Consider the following 15,356-nt stretch of genomic DNA (forward strand, 5'->3'; position numbering starts at 1 on the left):
GCGCGCTCAAGGCAATAGAAAGCAGGCACCCGCCAGAAGGTGCATTGCACGCGTTTCGAACGAGAGGTATGCCGCCAGCGATGGAAATCGACGACCCGATCGCCCATGGATTCGATGCCGCCCGGCTGGCGCGGATCGATGCCTTTGTGAAGACGCGTTATCTCGATTCCGGCAAGCTCCCGCACGCGCAGCTGCTGCTCGCGCGCGACGGGCGGATCGTCCATTTCTCGCACCAGGGCGCGGCGCGCGAGGGCGGCGCGGCGGTCGACGAGTCGACGCTGTTCCGCATCGCCTCGATGACCAAGCCGATCACCAGCCTCGCCTTCATGATGCTTGTGGAGGAAGGGCTCGTCGCGCTCGACACGCCCGTCCACCATGTCCTGCCTGAGCTGAAGGGCGTGGGCGTCTATGCCGGCGGAGGCGGCGGCGTGCCCTTCGTCACCCGTCCGACCGCGCAGCCGATGCGGATGGTCGACCTGCTCCGCCACACCTCGGGGCTTACCTACAGCTTCCAGAACCGCACCAATGTCGATGCCGCCTATCGCGAGGGACGGATTGAGAGCTGGCACGGCAATCTGACGCTCGACGAATTCGTCGCGGCGCTGGGCCGGTTGCCGCTCGAATTCTCGCCGGGCGAGGAATGGAACTACTCGGTCTCCACCGATGTGCTGGGCGCGGTGGTGGCGCGGGTGTCCGGCCTGTCGCTCGACCAATTCTTTGTCGAGCGGATCTTCGCGCCGCTGGGCATGCGCGACACCTTCTTCCAGGTGCCGGAGGACAAGATTCACCGCCTGTCCGATTGCTGGACGATGCAGGAAGGCAACGGCCGCGTGCTCTACGACCGCGGCGAGGCTTCGGCCTGGTCGCGATTCCCCAAACTCGTTTCGGGCGGCGGTGGGCTGGTCTCGACCGCGCTCGACTATCACCGCTTCAACACCATGCTGCTGAACCGCGGCGTGCTGGACGGCGTGCGGATCGTATCGCCCAAGACGATCGACCTGATGACCACCAACCACCTGCCGGGCGGCAGCGACCTGGCCGCGATGTCGCGTGCGCTGTTCAGCGAGGCGACCAACGCCGGCACCGGTTTCGGGCTGGGCTTCGCGATCAACCTGGACGTCGCCAAGACGCTGATCCCGGGCTCGACCGGCGAATTCTACTGGGGCGGCATGTTCTCCACGGCCTTCTTCGTCGATCCGGTCGAGCGGATCTCGATGGTGTTCATGACGCAGTTCTCGCCGTCGATGCTCTACCCGATCCGGCGAGAGCTGAAGACGCTGATCTATTCGGCGCTGACGCGGTGATGCGGGAACCCCTCCCCTCCTTTCCCACCGTCATCCCCGCGAAGGCGGGGATCCATTGGCGCTGGCGGGCCGGTTCTTTCCCCCAGCGCACAGGCGAATGGATCCCCGCCTCCGCGGGGATGACGGCGGGTGGTGCGGTACGTCCTTCGCCGCCGCGCCCGCCCCTGCTTTACACCCCAATCCCGGCCACCGGCCGGCCTTCCGAACCAAGGAGTTCGCACACATGTCCGTGATTACCACCAGCCGTCAGGGCCCCGTCCTGATCCTCATCTCCGACAATCCGCCGGTGAACGCATTGGGCGCGGCGGTGCGGCAGGGGCTGCAGGCCGGCATCGAAGAAGCCAGGAGCGATGACAGCATCCAGGCGGTCGTCATCACCTGCGCCGGCAAGACCTTCTTTGCGGGTGCCGACATCACCGAATTCGGCAAGGCGATGGCCGAGCCGTCGCTGCCGGTACTGGTCGACGCGATCGAGGCGCTCGACAAGCCGGTGATCGCGGCCGTCCACGGCACCGCGCTGGGCGGCGGCTGCGAAGTGGCGCTGGCGTCGCACTATCGCATCGCCGTGCCCTCGGCGAAGTTCGGCCTGCCCGAAGTGAAGCTGGGTATCCTTCCCGGCGCGGGCGGCACGCAGCGGATGCCGCGCGTCGCAGGCGTCGAAGTGGCGCTGGAGATGGCGACCAAGGGCGATCCCATTTCCGCCGCCCAAGCCAAGGACGCCGGGCTGGTCGACCGCCTCGCCGGTGAGGACAGCCTGCTCGCCGACGCCGTCGCCTTCGCGAACGAGGTGATCGGTAAGCCCGTCTCGCGCTCCAGCGAGCGCCCGGTCACCGTCGATCCCGAGACCTTCGCCAAGTTCCGCGCCGCCAATGCCAAGCGCTTCCGCGGGCTCGACGCGCCGAACACGATCGTCGACCTGATCGAGCAGACCGCCGGCAAGCCTTATGCCGAGGGTGTCCAGGCCGAGCGCATGGGCTTCATGAAGCTGATCATGGGCCAGCAATCGGCCGCCCTCCGCCACATCTTCTTCGCCGAGCGCAAGGCCGCCAAGATCGACGGCATCGCCGAGGACATCCAGTTGCGCGACATCAAGCGCGTCGGCGTGATCGGCGCCGGGACGATGGGCGGCGGGATCAGCATGAACTTCCTGTCGGCGGGCGTGCCGGTCACCATCGTCGAGATGGCGCAGGACGCGCTCGATCGCGGCACGGGCACGATCCGCAAGAATTACGAGGCGACCGCTGCCAAGGGCCGGATGACCGCCGATCAGGTGGAGAAGGCGATGGGGCTGCTCAAGCCCACGCTGAACTTCGACGATCTCGCCGAGTGCGACCTGATCATCGAGGCCGTCTATGAGAGCATGGACGTGAAGAAGGACGTCTTCGGCCGGCTCGACAAGATCGCCAAGCCCGGCGCGATCCTTGCCTCGAACACCAGCTATCTCAACATCGACGAGATCGCCGCCGCCACCAGCCGCCCGCAGGACGTGCTGGGACTGCACTTCTTCTCGCCCGCCAATGTGATGAAGCTGCTGGAGATCGTCCGCGGCGCCAAGACTGCCGACGACGTGCTGGCCACCGCCATGGCGCTGTCGAAGAAGATCAAGAAGGTCGCGGTAATCGCGGGCGTTTGCTACGGTTTCATCGGCAACCGCATGCTGATGCCGCGCCAGATCGAGGCGAACACGATGCTGCTCGAAGGCGCGACGCCCGAGCAGATCGACAAGGTGCATGTCGCCTTCGGGATGCCGATGGGGCCGTTCCAGATGGCCGATCTCGCCGGCGTCGATATCGGCTGGCACCGCGACCCGACCCGCATCGAGAATATCCGCGACGCGCTCGCCGCCGAAGGCCGCTGGGGCCAGAAAAAGGGCGCCGGCTTCTACGATTATGACGAGAAGCGGACGCCTTCCAACTCGCCGCGCGTCGCCGAGCTGATCGAGGAATGGCGCGGCAAGCTCAATGTGCCGAGCCACGAGATCACCGAGGAGGAGATCGTCGTCCGCACGCTCTACACCATGGTCAACGAAGGCGCGCTGATCCTCGCCGAGGGCATGGCCCAGCGGGCAAGCGACATCGATGTGGTGTGGGTCTATGGCTATGGCTGGCCCCCGTACCGGGGCGGGCCGATGTTCTGGGCCGACACCGAAGGCCTGAAGAAGATCGTCGAGGGCCTGGAAAAATACGGCTTCGAAGTCGCCCCGCTGCTCCGCGAGAAGGCGGAGAAGGGCGAGAAGTTCAACCGCTAAACAGCGCCGTCGGGCGCGGGTGGGGACAAGACGGGACAAACCGTCGCCCCGCCCGCCCTCTCCCTGGCGGAGAGGATGCGAGGAGAGGATGATGACCGTGCAGCTTGAGCAGTTCCGTGAGCAGACCCGCGCCTGGCTGGAGGCAAACTGCCCGCCTTCGATGCGCGAACCGATCCGGTCCGAGAAGGACATCGTCTGGGGCGGGCGCAATCCCGACTGGGCGCATCCCGACCAGAAGCTCTGGATGGACCGGATGGCGGAACGCGGCTGGACGGTACCCGACTGGCCCACGCAATATGGCGGCGGCGGCCTCTCCCCGGCAGAGACCAAGATCCTCCGCGAGGAACTGAAGCGGATGGGCGCGCGCACGCCGCTCAACAGCTTCGGCATTTCGATGCTCGGGCCGGCGCTGCTCAAATACGGCACCGAAGAACAGAAGCTCGAGCATCTGCCCAGGATCGCGCGCGGCGAGATCCGCTGGTGCCAGGGCTATTCGGAACCCAATGCCGGCTCGGACCTCGCCGGGCTGCAGGCCTGGGCCGAGGACGCGGGCGACCATTATGTGGTGAACGGCCAAAAAGTGTGGACCAGCTATGCCGACAAGGCCGACTGGATCTTCTGCCTCGTCCGCACCTCCAAGGAGTCCAAGCAGGGCGGGATCAGCTTCGTGCTGTTCGACATGGCCTCGCCCGGCGTCTCGACCAAGCCGATCCTGCTGATCTCGGGCTATTCGCCGTTCTGCGAAACGTTCTTCGACAATGTGCGCGTGCCGAAATCGCAGCGCGTGCACGACGAGAACAAGGGCTGGGACGTCGCCAAATATCTGCTCGGCCATGAGCGCGAGATGATCTCCGGCATGGGCCTCGACCGCGCCGGCGGCAATCCGCTGATCGAAGGCGCGATCGCGACGATCGGGCTCGATGCGCAGGGGAAGCTCGCCGATCCGCTGCTCCGCGGCCAGATCGCGCTGTTCGAGGTGCGGATGCGCGCCTTCTCGGCGATGTCCGAGCGGTTCCTCGACGAACTCAAGGCGGGTCGCGCCCACCCCGCCCAGCCGAGCATGATGAAATATGTCGGCACCGAACTGAACAAGCAGCGCCACGAGCTGATCATGGCGGCCGGCGGATCGGACGCGCTCGAATGGGAGAGCGAGGCCTCGACCAAGGGCGCCAGGCCCCGCGCCTGGCTGCGCACCAAGGCCAATTCGATCGAGGGCGGGACGAGCGAGATCCAGCTCAACATCGTCGCCAAGCGCATCCTCGAACTGCCGGGCTGAGGCAGCGGGCGCCCCGGCGGAGACCGGGGCAGCGAACCGCGCGCTCGTGACATCAATCATCGGGACCCAGCCATGCCGCTCTACCTCAACGACGAACAGACGATGCTCCGCGACACCGCGCGCGACTTCGTCGCCGAACACGCCCCCGTCCGCCACCTGCGCGCCCTTCGCGACGCCAAGGACCCCACCGGCTTCAGCCGCGACCTGTGGAAGCAGTTCGCCGAGATGGGCCTTACCGGCATCCTGATCCCTGAAGCATCGGGCGGCCTGGGCCTCGGCCATGTCGAGGCGGGCGTGGTGCTGGAGGAGATCGGGCGGAACCTCACCCCCTCTCCCTTCCTCTCCACCGCCGTCGCCGCGGTCGAGGCGCTGAAGGGCACCGGCCATGCCGAGCGCTGGTTCCCCGGCATCGCGGCCGGCGAGGCGGTGATCGCCATCGCGCATGACGAGAAGCCCAAGTTCGGCCGCGCCGTGGCCCTCAAGGCCGAGCGCGCAGGCAACGGCTTCCGCCTGACCGGCGCCAAGCGTTTCGCCCACCAGGCCCATGCCGCCGACCTGATCCTCGTCACCGCCCGCACCGCCGGCAGCGATACCGATACGGCCGGCATCACCCTGTTCGCGATCGACCCCAAGGCCGCCGGGCTCGACCTCCGCCCCGAGCGCCTCGCCGACTCCAGCCTTGCCGCGCACGCGACCTTCGACGGTGTCGAGGTCACCGCCGATGCGGTGGTGGGCGAGATCGATGCGGGCGCCGATCCGCTCGGCCGGCTCCTGCGCGCGGCGGGTGCCGGGGCTTCCGCCGAACTGCTCGGCGTCGGTGCGGGGGCGAGCGACATGACGCTCGGCTATCTCAAGGAACGCAAGCAGTTCGGGACGCTGATCGGCAGCTTCCAGGCGCTCCAGCACCGCGCCGCGCACCTCTACAGCGAGCTGGAAGTCGCCCGCGCCGCCACGCTCAAGGCGCAGCAGCTGCTCGATGCCGGCGAACCGGCCGACGAGGCCGTCGCGATCGCCAAGGCGATGACCGGGCTTGCCACCACGCTTGCCGTGCAGGAGGGTATCCAGATGCACGGCGGCATCGGCATGACCGACGAGTACGACATCGGCTTCTACATGAAGCGCGCCCGCGTGCTGGCCGAGATGTTCGGCGATTCCAACTATCACGCCAACGCGCTGGCGGAGGCGGCCGGCTACTGATGGAGGAACCCAGGTCCCCCGAAGCGCTGGTCGCCGGCCTCACCACGCTGCTGGATGTCGAGACGCTCGACACCGATCTCTATCGCGGCGCCCGCCAGCCCGGCGGGGTCGGCCGGGTGTTCGGCGGGCAGGTGATCGCGCAGGCGCTGCAGGCGGCGCAGCGCTCGGTGGAGGACGGCAAGGTCGCCCACTCGCTCCACGCCTATTTCATGCGGCCGGGCGACGAGAACCACCCGATCCTCTACCGGGTGGTGCGCGACTTCGAGGGGCGCAGCTTCGCCAATCGCCGCGTGATCGCGATGCAGAAGGGCAAGCCGATCCTCAACATGGCGGCCTCCTTCCAGCTGCCCGCCGAAGGCCTGCACCACCAGGACGCGATGCCCGACGTGCCGCCGCCCGAGGATCTGCGTTCCGAGGCCGAGCTGCGCGACGAAATCCGCGATCAGATCCCGGAGAAGTTCAAGCGCTTCTTCCTCCGCGCCCGCCCGATCGAGATTCGTCCCGTCAACCCGCGCAACTGGTTCCAGCCCGAACCGCGCGAACCCCGGCAATATAGCTGGTTCCGCGTCGTCGCCCCCCTGCCCGACGATCCCGCGCTGCACCGCGCGATGCTCGCCTATGCCAGCGACATGACCTTGCTCGGCACCTGCATGCTGCCGCACGGCGTCAGCTGGATGAGCGGTCAGGTGCAGACCGCCAGTCTCGACCACGCGTTGTGGATGCACGAGCCGTTCCGCTTCGACGAATGGCTGCTCTACGCCACCGACAGCCCCTGGGCCGGACAAAGCCGCGGCTTCAACCGGGGCAGCATCTATGCGCGTGACGGGCGGCTGGTGGCGAGCGTGGCGCAGGAGGGGTTGATCCGGGTCGTCTGAGCCAGCCGATTTTCAGCTCGTCGCAACCGTAATTATTACGCTTGATATTCCACGATATGTGAAGATAAAATCTCGGCGGGAGGCTTGGGATTTTATCCAATGTATCATCGCGTACTCGCGATGTGCGCGCCTCTCCTGTGGCTTTTCGCCACGAGTGCGCTGCACGCGCAAACTCTGGAGGACTCGGTCCTCGCGCAGATCAACGATGCCCGGGTGAATCCACGCGGCTATGCCGAGAAGCTGCGCCAGTATCGCAGCTATTTCGACGGCGAGATCGTCTACATGCCGGGTGACTATAACGGCGTGCTGACGAAGGAAGGCACGGCCGTGGTCGACGAGACGATCGCCTTCCTCGAACGGCAGGAGCCGCTGCTGCCCCTGACCCAGGCCGACATCCTCGCGCTCGCGGCGACCGATTTCTCGCGCGAGCAGGGCGCGATCGGCGCGCGCGGGCACAAGGGCGCCGACGGCAGCGATCCGGGGGTGCGGGTGAAGCGGCGCGGGGGCGATATCTTCGTCGGCGAGGCGATCGCCTATGGCTTCGACGATGCCGAGCAGATCGTCCGGCAGATGATCGTCGACGATGGCGTCCCCGATCGCGGCCACCGCAGGCTGTTGTACGATGCCAAGCTCAAATTCGCCGGCATCGGCTGCGGACCGCACAGCAGGATGGACCATATCTGCGTCGTCGACCTCAGCGCGACGAAGGATGGTCGGCCGGTGCGGGTCCGCTACGCGCAGCAGCGCTGAACGGCCGTCACTTCCGGCCGAACAGCTTCTCGATGTCCCCATGCGCCAGCTTCACCCAGGTGGGGCGGCCGTGGTTGCATTGGCCGGAATGGGGGGTGACCTCCATCTCGCGGAGCAGCGCGTTCATCTCGGCGACCGAAAGGATGCGGCCGGCGCGCACCGAGCCGTGGCACGCCATCGTCGCGGCGACATGGTCGAGCCGCTCCTTGAGGCTCAGCGCCTCGTCGAAGCTGGCAAGCTCGTCGGCGAGATCGGTGACGAGGCCGTGGACGTCGCCGGTGCCGAGCGCGGCCGGCACCGCCCGCACCAGCATCGCGCGCGGGCCGAAGCGTTCCAGCTCGAGCCCGAAGGCGCGGAGTTCCTCGATCCGGGCTTCGAGCCGGTCGCAGCCGGGCTCGTCGAGTTCGACGACTTCGGCGAGGAGCAGCGCTTGGCTCGGCACGGTGCCGCCCGCCATGGCGCGGCGCATACGCTCCAGCACCAGCCGCTCGTGCGCGGCGTGCTGGTCGACCAGGACGAGCCCGTCCTGCGCCTCGGCGACGATATAGGTCTTGGCGACCTGCCCGCGCGCGACGCCGAGCGGGAAATCTGTAGCGAGCGGCGCCTCGTGGCGCGCGGGTTCGGCGCGGGCCTGCGGGGGGGAGGCGAAGAAGGTGCCGGAATCGCGGACGGCGCCGGAATAATGCCGCAGCCCCTCCCCCTCAGGAGAGAAGTTGGGGTGGGGCCGCGTCTCACCGAGACCAGGCTGCGTTCTGGAATCCCTCCACCCCAACCCCTCCTCCAAGGAGGAGGGGGTTGAAGCGGGAACGCCCCCCTGCTGCCACAGCCCCAGCGCCGCCTCGCTCGGCCGCTGTACGCTGCGGTGGCCGGCTGCATCGAGCGCCCGGCGCAGCCCGCTGACGATCAGCCCGCGCGCCAGCGCGGGGTCGCGGAAGCGGACTTCGGTCTTGGCCGGGTGTACGTTCACGTCCACCACCTCGGGCGGCACGTCGAGGAACAAGGCCACCACCGGATGCCGATCGCGCGCCAGCATCTCGGCATAGGCGCCGCGCACCGCGCCGACGAGCAGCCGGTCCTTCACCGGCCGGCCATTGACGAACAGATATTGGTGATCGGCCACGCCGCGGTTGAAGGTGGGGATGCTGGCGACCCCGCCGAGCACCAGCCCCTCGCGCTCGAAATCGATCGCGACGCTGTTCTCCTGCAGCGCCCGGTCGGTGAGCGCCGCCACCCGCGCCGGGCGGCTCTCGCCGCCCTGCACGCTCAGCACGCGGCGCCCGTCATGCTCCACCGAGAAGGCGATGTCGGGCCGCGCCATCGCCAGCCGCTTCATCCCGTCGAGGCAGGCGGCATATTCGGCGCGGGTCGAGCGCAGGAACTTGCGCCGCGCCGGCACGCGGCCGAACAGCGCCTCCACGCGCACCCGCGTGCCCGGCGGCAGCGCGGCGGGGCCTTCCGCGACGCGGGCCCCGTTATCAACCGTCAGCGACCAGCCTTCCGCCCCCCGCACCCGGCTCTCCAGCGTCAGCTGCGCGACGCTCGCGATCGAGGGCAGCGCCTCGCCGCGAAATCCGAGCGTTGCGACGTGCTCGATATCGTCGGTCGGCAGCTTGGAGGTGGCGTGGCGCTCCAGCGCGAGGGCCATTTCTGGCGGCGCCATGCCGCAGCCATCGTCGATCACTTCGATCAATTCGATGCCCCCGCCGGCCAGCTTCACGGCGATCCGTGTCGCGCCTGCGTCGATCGCGTTTTCAACCAGTTCCTTCAACGCGCTGGCGGGGCGTTCCACCACCTCGCCGGCGGCAATGCGATTGACAAGGTGTTCGGGCAGGCGGCGTATTGACATGGCCTTCGCTGTAGCCCAAGCGACGGCCTCCCGCGACCCGCATCCGCATCACACCAGGCCGGATTTTCCTCCGTCCCGGAAAGGGTACGGGCGAAACACAATGTGCGAGCAGCCGGACGGGGGGCGCCCGACCCGGCAGGACGGATCAATCAATGGCTTTCTCCCGCATTTTCAAATTCATGTCCCACGACATGGCGATCGATCTGGGTACTGCGAATACCGTCGTTTATCTGCGCGGTCGCGGTATCGTGCTGAACGAGCCTTCGGTCGTGGCGGTCGAGACGCTGAACGGCGTGAAGAAGGTCAAGGCGGTCGGTGACGACGCCAAGCTGATGATGGGCAAGACCCCCGGCTCGATCGAGGCGATTCGCCCGCTGCGTGACGGCGTGATCGCGGACATCGACGTCGCCGAAGAGATGATCAAGCACTTCATCCGCAAGGTGCACGGGCAGCGCCGCTTCATGCGCTGGCCGGAGATCGTGATCTGCGTGCCGTCGGGCTCCACCTCGGTCGAGCGCCGCGCGATCCGCGACGCCGCCTCGAACGCCGGCGCCAGCCAGGTGTGGCTGATCGAGGAGCCGATGGCTGCCGCGATCGGCGCCGACATGCCGGTGACCGAGCCGATCGGCTCGATGGTCGTCGACATCGGCGGCGGCACCACCGAGGTCGCGGTGCTCAGCCTGCGCGGCCTCGCTTATTCCACCAGCGTGCGCGTCGGCGGCGACAAGATGGACGAGGCGATCGTCTCCTATGTCCGCCGCAACCACAACCTGCTGATCGGCGAGGCCACCGCCGAGCGGATCAAGCAGGAAGTCGGCGTCGCCAAGCCGCCGGTCGACGGCATCGGCAAGACGATCCACATCAAGGGTCGCGACCTGGTGAACGGCGTGCCGAAGGAAATCCAGATCAACCAGGGCCAGATCGCCGAGGCGCTGTCCGAGCCGGTCAACACGATCGTCGAGGGTGTGCGCATCGCGCTGGAGAACACCGCGCCGGAGCTGGCGGCGGACATCGTCGACCAGGGCATCGTCCTCACCGGCGGCGGCGCGCTGCTGCACGGGCTAGACGAAGTGCTGCGCGACGAGACCGGCCTGCCGGTCACCGTTGCAGAGGATCCGCTGACCTGCGTGGCGCTGGGCACCGGCCGCGCGCTCGAGGATCCGATGTTCCGCGGCGTTCTCCTCCAGGTCTGACGAAAGGCCTACGGCGATGGCGCCGCCACGGAATCGGCGCCCGGGGTTCTCGCGACGGGCGCAATATGGGCTGTTCTTCGGCTATGTGGCGGCGATCGGCCTGTTGCTGATCGGCGGCGGGCTGGTGCTGGTCTCGCGCTACAATCCGCATCTGTTCGCCGCGCTGCGCAGCACCGTCGCCGAGGTGACCACCCCGGTCTCCTCGGGCCTCGACAGCGTGCGGCGCGGCATCGGCAGCGTGCCGGAGGCGATCGGCAGCTATTTCGGCGTCCGCGGCGAGAATGCTCGCCTCAAGCGCCAGATCGAGGCCGAACATGCCGCTCTCCAGCGCGCGCTGGGCCTCGAACGCGAGAACCAGCGACTGCGCCTGTTGCTCAAGGCCCGCGATGCCACGCCGGAGACGATCGTCGTCGCCCGGCTGGTCAACTCCTCCGCCTCCAGCACCCGCCGCTATGCGACGCTCAACGCGGGCAGCTGGCAACGCGTGGCGCAAGGGCAGCCGGTGCGCGACGGCGCGGGCCTGGTCGGCCAGGTGGTCGAGGCCGGCCCCAACGCCTCGCGCGTGTTGCTGATCACCGATCCCGACAGCACCATCCCCATCCGACGCGCCAGCGACGGCCTCCCCGCGATCGTCACCGGCCGGGGTGACGGCACGCTCGACGTGCGCGCCGCCAATGCCGCCGCCAACCCGTTCCGCCCCGGCGACCTGCTGGTGACGTCGGGCACCGGCGGCGTGTTCCCGCCCAACATCCCGCTCGGCCGCATCACCCAGACCGGCCGCGATTCGGCGACGGCCGCGCCCGCCAGCAACCCCGACATGGCCGATTTCGTGATGGTGCTGCGCGTGTTCCTGCCCGAGCCGGCCCCGCCGCCCCAGCCCTTCCCCACCGCCACGCCCAAGCCCAAGGGCAAGTGATGGCACTGGACCTGCAGCCGCTGGGTGTGCCGTCGCCGCGCCCCCGCGCGCGCTGGCTGGCACCGCTGTCGATCGCGCTCGGCTCGCTGGTAACGATCCTGCCGGTGGTCGCCACCGTCCCCTTCCTGCCGCCGTTCGGGCTGCTGATGCTGCTCGGCTGGCGGCTGCTGCGCCCGGATGCGCTGCGCGTGTGGGTCGCGGCACCGCTTGGCCTGTTCGACGATCTGGTGAGCGGCCAGCCCTTCGGCTCGGCGATGTTCCTGTGGATGGCATGCATGTTGATCATCGACGTGCTAGAAACGCGCATCGTGTGGCGGAATTTCTGGCAGGACTGGCTCATCGCCGCAGGCGCGACCGGCTTCGTGCTGATTGCCGGGCGTTTGCTCGCCGCGCCGATCTCCGCCAAGGTCGATGCCGCACTGCTGCTCCAGACGGGCGCGGCGGCGATGCTGTTCCCGCTCGCGTCGCGGCTCTGCGCCTGGCTCGACCGCGACGTGGTGAAGGCCTGAACCATGGTACGGATCACCGAAGCCGCCCAGACCTACAGCTTCTCCCGCCGCGCCATCGTGCTCGGAGCGGCGCAGGGTGCCGTCGGCATGGTGCTGGCCGGCCGCATGGCCTGGCTCTCGGTGGTCGAGAACGAGCAGTACAAGCTCAAGGCCGAGAGCAACCGGGTCAACAACACGCTGATCCCGCCGCGCCGCGGCTGGCTGCTCGATCGCGCCGGCAAGCCGCTGGCCAGCAACCGCACCGATTTCCGCGTCGACCTGATTCCCGATCGCATGGTCGACAAGGACAAGCTGCTCGCCGAACTCACCCGCCTGCTGAACCTCGCGCCCGAGGACCTCGCCCGGATCGAAACCGATCTCAAGCGCGCCGGCGGCTATCGCCCGGTGCAGGTTGCGGAGAATCTCGATTGGGACCGGTTCGCCGCGGTTCTGGTGCGCCAGCCCGAGCTTCCCGGCGTCGCGCCGACCCGCGGCTATGCCCGGCACTACCCACTGGGCGCCGGCGTCGGCCATCTGATCGGCTATGTCGGCACCGCTTCGGCCGAGCAGTTCAAGGCGGACAAGGATCCGCTGCTCGTCACGCCCGGCTTCAAGCTCGGCAAGGACGGCCTCGAAAAGACGCTCGACCATCGGCTCAGGGGCAAGCCCGGCGCCAAGCGCGTCGAGGTCACCGCGCATGGCCGGCCGGTGCGCGAGCTGGAGACCCGCACCGACCAGCCGGGCGAGAGCATCAAGCTCACCATCGACTCCGGGCTGCAGGAATATGTCGCGCGGCGGCTGGGCACCAATTCGGGCTCGGCGATCGTCATCGACGTGGCTTCCGGCGACATCCTCTCGATGGTGTCGATGCCGTCCTACGATCCGAATAGCTTCTCCGACGGGATCAGCCAGCTCGAATGGAAGATGCTGTCCGAGGACGATCACGTTCCCTTGATGAACAAGGTGCTGCAGGGGCTCTACCCGCCCGGCTCCACCGTCAAGCCGATGAACGGCCTTGCGCTGATGGCAGCGGGGGTGAGCCCGCACGACCGGGTGGTCTGCTCGGGCGCGCTGCGCGTGGGCAACGGCGTGTTCCACTGCCACAAGAAGGGCGGGCACGGACCGCTCGACCTCAAGAACGCCATCATGCAGAGCTGCGACATCTATTTCTACGAGATGGTTCGCCGCGTCGGCTATGATGCGATCGCCCCGATGGCCCGGATGCTGGGGCTCGGCCAGAAGTTCGACATGCCCTTCACCACCCAGCGCTACGGCACCGTGCCGGACGCCGCGTGGAAGCTGAAGAAATACCACCACCCCTGGACGGTGGCCGATTCGCTCAACGCCTCGATCGGCCAGGGCTATGTGCTGGCGAATCCGCTGCAGCTGGCGGTGATGGCCAGCCGGCTCGCCTCGGGCAAGATCCTGGTGCCGCGCCTGCTCGCCAACGGCCCGTCGGGCGCGCAGCCGCTGCCGGTCAGCGCCGAGGATCTCGCGATCGTGCGCGACGCGATGTACGGCGTGATCAATGGCGGCGGCACCGGCGGCGCGGCGCGGATGTACGTGCCCGGCGTCGCGCTGGCGGGGAAGACCGGCACCGCGCAGGTGCGCCGCATCACCATGGCCGAGCGCCGCACCGGCGTGCTGAAGAACGGTTCGCTCCCGTTCAAGATGCGCGACCACGCGCTGCTGGTGTGCTTCGCGCCGCACGACAATCCGAAATACGCCGCCGCGATCGTGCTCGAGCATAACGGCCACACGATCCGCAACCTCGACACGCCGCTGATCGGCCGGGACATCATGACCTATCTGTTCGACCGCGACCTGGCGATGAAGACGCTGGCCGAAGTGGAGCCGACCTGGGGCGGCGACTATACGACGCGGATGGCTGCGCAAGGCACCGCCTTCCGCGCCGCGCAGGCGACGCCGCCCCCGCCCCCGCCCGAAGATACCGAGGAGGCCGCGAGCAGCCTCGCAGACGCCGCCGCCAACAGCACCGCCGATTCGACCAAGCGCGACGTCGCGCCCACCGGCAGCGTGGAGAACGACTGATGGCGCGCCCCGGCAACGGCATCGTGCCCACCCAGGTCGCCCAGCTCCCCTGGAAGGTGCTGTTCCTGGTGCTGGCGATCGGCGGCTTCGGCCTGGTCGTGCTCTACTCGGCGGCCAACGGCAACATCCGTCCATGGGCGATCAACCAGGGCACCCGCTTCTTCCTGTTCCTGGCGGTGGCGATCGGCATGTCGCGGATCCCGGTGCGCCTTCTGTCGCAATGGTCCCTCCCCATCTACGGCGCGCTGGTGGTCGCGCTGCTGGGGGTCGAGGCGCTCGGCAAGGTGGCCGGGGGCAGCCAGCGCTGGATCAGCCTGGGCGGCTTCCAGTTCCAGCCGTCCGAGCTGATGAAGCCGATGATCGTGCTCGCGCTCGCCCGCTTCTACGAGATGCTGCCGGCAAGCGAGACGCGCAAGTTCGTGGCGATCTGGCCCGCCTGCCTGCTGATCGGCGTACCGGCGCTGCTGGTGATCATGCAGCCCGATCTCGGCACGGGGCTGATGATCACGGGCTGCGGGGTCATGGTGATGTTCCTGGCGGGCGTGCCCTTGCGCCTGTTCATCGCCGGAGCGCTGGCGGTAGCGGTGGCCGCACCCCTCGCCTTCAACTTCGTGCTGCACGACTATCAACGCAACCGCGTGCTGATCTTCCTCGATCCCGAGCGCGATCCGCTGGGCACCGGCTATCACATCACCCAGTCCAAGATCGCGATCGGTTCGGGGGGCATCTTCGGCAAGGGCTTCCTGCAGGGCACGCAGAGCCACCTCGATTACCTCCCCGAAGGCCAGACCGACTTCGCGCTGGCGACGATGATGGAGGAATGGGGGCTGGCCGGCGGCGTGTTCCTGATCGTCGCCTTCGGGATGCTGATCGCCTGGGGCGTCGGCGTGGGCATGCGTGCCAAGACGCGGTTCGGCCGGCTGACCGCCGCCGGGCTCTCCGGCACCATGTTCCTCTACTGCTCGATCAACATGGCAATGGTGATCGGCCTGGCGCCGGTGGTGGGCGTCCCGCTGCCGCTGATCAGCTTCGGCGGCACCGCGGTGATGACGTTCATGCTGTGCCTGGGAATCCTCCTCGCGATCGACCGCGACGGCCGCACCAAGACGCGCTGGTGATTTTTTCACTTTTGGGCTTTACAAGCCGCGAGAGGCGACGCTAAAGGCGCGCCTCCGAAGCGGCGGTGCCCCACCAAGGGCGCCATGCAGAAG

At 68.2% G+C, this 15,356-nt stretch carries 12 protein-coding genes; 11 read left to right on the forward strand and 1 reads right to left on the reverse strand.

The annotated features are described in order from the left end of the window. The first annotated feature begins 80 nt into the window (after nucleotides 1–80). The 6 genes from SPI01S_RS20240 (at nucleotide 81) to SPI01S_RS20265 (ending at nucleotide 7,650) form a co-directional block, all read left to right on the forward strand. Complete coding sequence (locus SPI01S_RS20240) at nucleotides 81–1,304, forward strand: serine hydrolase domain-containing protein (protein ID WP_157084811.1); 1,224 nt, start codon at nucleotides 81–83, stop codon at nucleotides 1,302–1,304. Between the two features lie 223 nt (nucleotides 1,305–1,527). Further along, a complete protein-coding gene (locus SPI01S_RS20245) occupies nucleotides 1,528–3,552 on the forward strand; it encodes a 3-hydroxyacyl-CoA dehydrogenase NAD-binding domain-containing protein (protein ID WP_066726942.1) in 2,025 nt (674 codons plus the stop codon). Between the two features lie 91 nt (nucleotides 3,553–3,643). Next, nucleotides 3,644–4,828, forward strand: a complete 1,185-nt coding sequence (locus SPI01S_RS20250) for an acyl-CoA dehydrogenase family protein (RefSeq protein ID WP_174539143.1) — start codon at nucleotides 3,644–3,646, stop codon at nucleotides 4,826–4,828. Nucleotides 4,829–4,900: 72 nt separating this feature from the next. Continuing rightward, a complete protein-coding gene (locus tag SPI01S_RS20255) occupies nucleotides 4,901–6,025 on the forward strand; it encodes an acyl-CoA dehydrogenase family protein (RefSeq protein WP_066726946.1) in 1,125 nt (374 codons plus the stop codon). Next, nucleotides 6,025–6,900: an acyl-CoA thioesterase gene (locus tag SPI01S_RS20260; RefSeq protein WP_066726948.1), complete on the forward strand. Its 876-nt coding sequence runs from the start codon at nucleotides 6,025–6,027 to the stop codon at nucleotides 6,898–6,900. Before SPI01S_RS20255 ends, SPI01S_RS20260 begins: the two co-directional genes overlap by 1 nt. Before the next feature lie 99 nt (nucleotides 6,901–6,999). Beyond that, nucleotides 7,000–7,650: a CAP domain-containing protein gene (locus tag SPI01S_RS20265; RefSeq protein ID WP_066726951.1), complete on the forward strand. Its 651-nt coding sequence runs from the start codon at nucleotides 7,000–7,002 to the stop codon at nucleotides 7,648–7,650. A 7-nt stretch (nucleotides 7,651–7,657) separates the two neighbouring features. On the opposite strand, the gene mutL is transcribed toward SPI01S_RS20265, so the two are convergent. After that, on the reverse strand, nucleotides 7,658–9,496 hold the full coding sequence (gene mutL, locus SPI01S_RS20270) for a DNA mismatch repair endonuclease MutL (protein ID WP_066726953.1): 1,839 nt from the start codon (nucleotides 9,494–9,496) through the stop codon (nucleotides 7,658–7,660). Nucleotides 9,497–9,648: 152 nt separating this feature from the next. Here mutL and SPI01S_RS20275 point away from each other — a divergent pair, with 152 nt between their 5' ends. Genes SPI01S_RS20275 through rodA form a run of 5 tightly spaced genes read left to right on the forward strand, consistent with a single transcriptional unit; the run spans nucleotide 9,649 to nucleotide 15,263 of the window. Beyond that, a complete protein-coding gene (locus tag SPI01S_RS20275; RefSeq protein ID WP_010546268.1) occupies nucleotides 9,649–10,689 on the forward strand; it encodes a rod shape-determining protein in 1,041 nt (346 codons plus the stop codon). Nucleotides 10,690–10,705: 16 nt separating this feature from the next. Further along, nucleotides 10,706–11,605 carry a rod shape-determining protein MreC gene (mreC, locus tag SPI01S_RS20280; protein ID WP_066726955.1) on the forward strand — a complete coding sequence of 300 codons (900 nt, stop codon included), beginning with the start codon at nucleotides 10,706–10,708 and terminating at the stop codon, nucleotides 11,603–11,605. Continuing rightward, nucleotides 11,605–12,114 carry a rod shape-determining protein MreD gene (mreD, locus tag SPI01S_RS20285; protein WP_066726957.1) on the forward strand — a complete coding sequence of 170 codons (510 nt, stop codon included), beginning with the start codon at nucleotides 11,605–11,607 and terminating at the stop codon, nucleotides 12,112–12,114. The genes mreC and mreD overlap by 1 nt, the downstream gene beginning before the upstream one ends. Before the next feature lie 3 nt (nucleotides 12,115–12,117). Then, a complete protein-coding gene (gene mrdA / locus SPI01S_RS20290; protein ID WP_066726959.1) occupies nucleotides 12,118–14,145 on the forward strand; it encodes a penicillin-binding protein 2 in 2,028 nt (675 codons plus the stop codon). Beyond that, nucleotides 14,145–15,263 (forward strand): rod shape-determining protein RodA, encoded by a 1,119-nt coding sequence (gene rodA / locus SPI01S_RS20295; RefSeq protein WP_066726961.1) that lies wholly within the window; start codon nucleotides 14,145–14,147, stop codon nucleotides 15,261–15,263. Before mrdA ends, rodA begins: the two co-directional genes overlap by 1 nt. Nucleotides 15,264–15,356 lie beyond the last annotated feature (93 nt).

This window comes from Sphingomonas pituitosa NBRC 102491 (assembly GCF_001598435.1).
GTDB lineage: Bacteria > Pseudomonadota > Alphaproteobacteria > Sphingomonadales > Sphingomonadaceae > Sphingomonas > Sphingomonas pituitosa.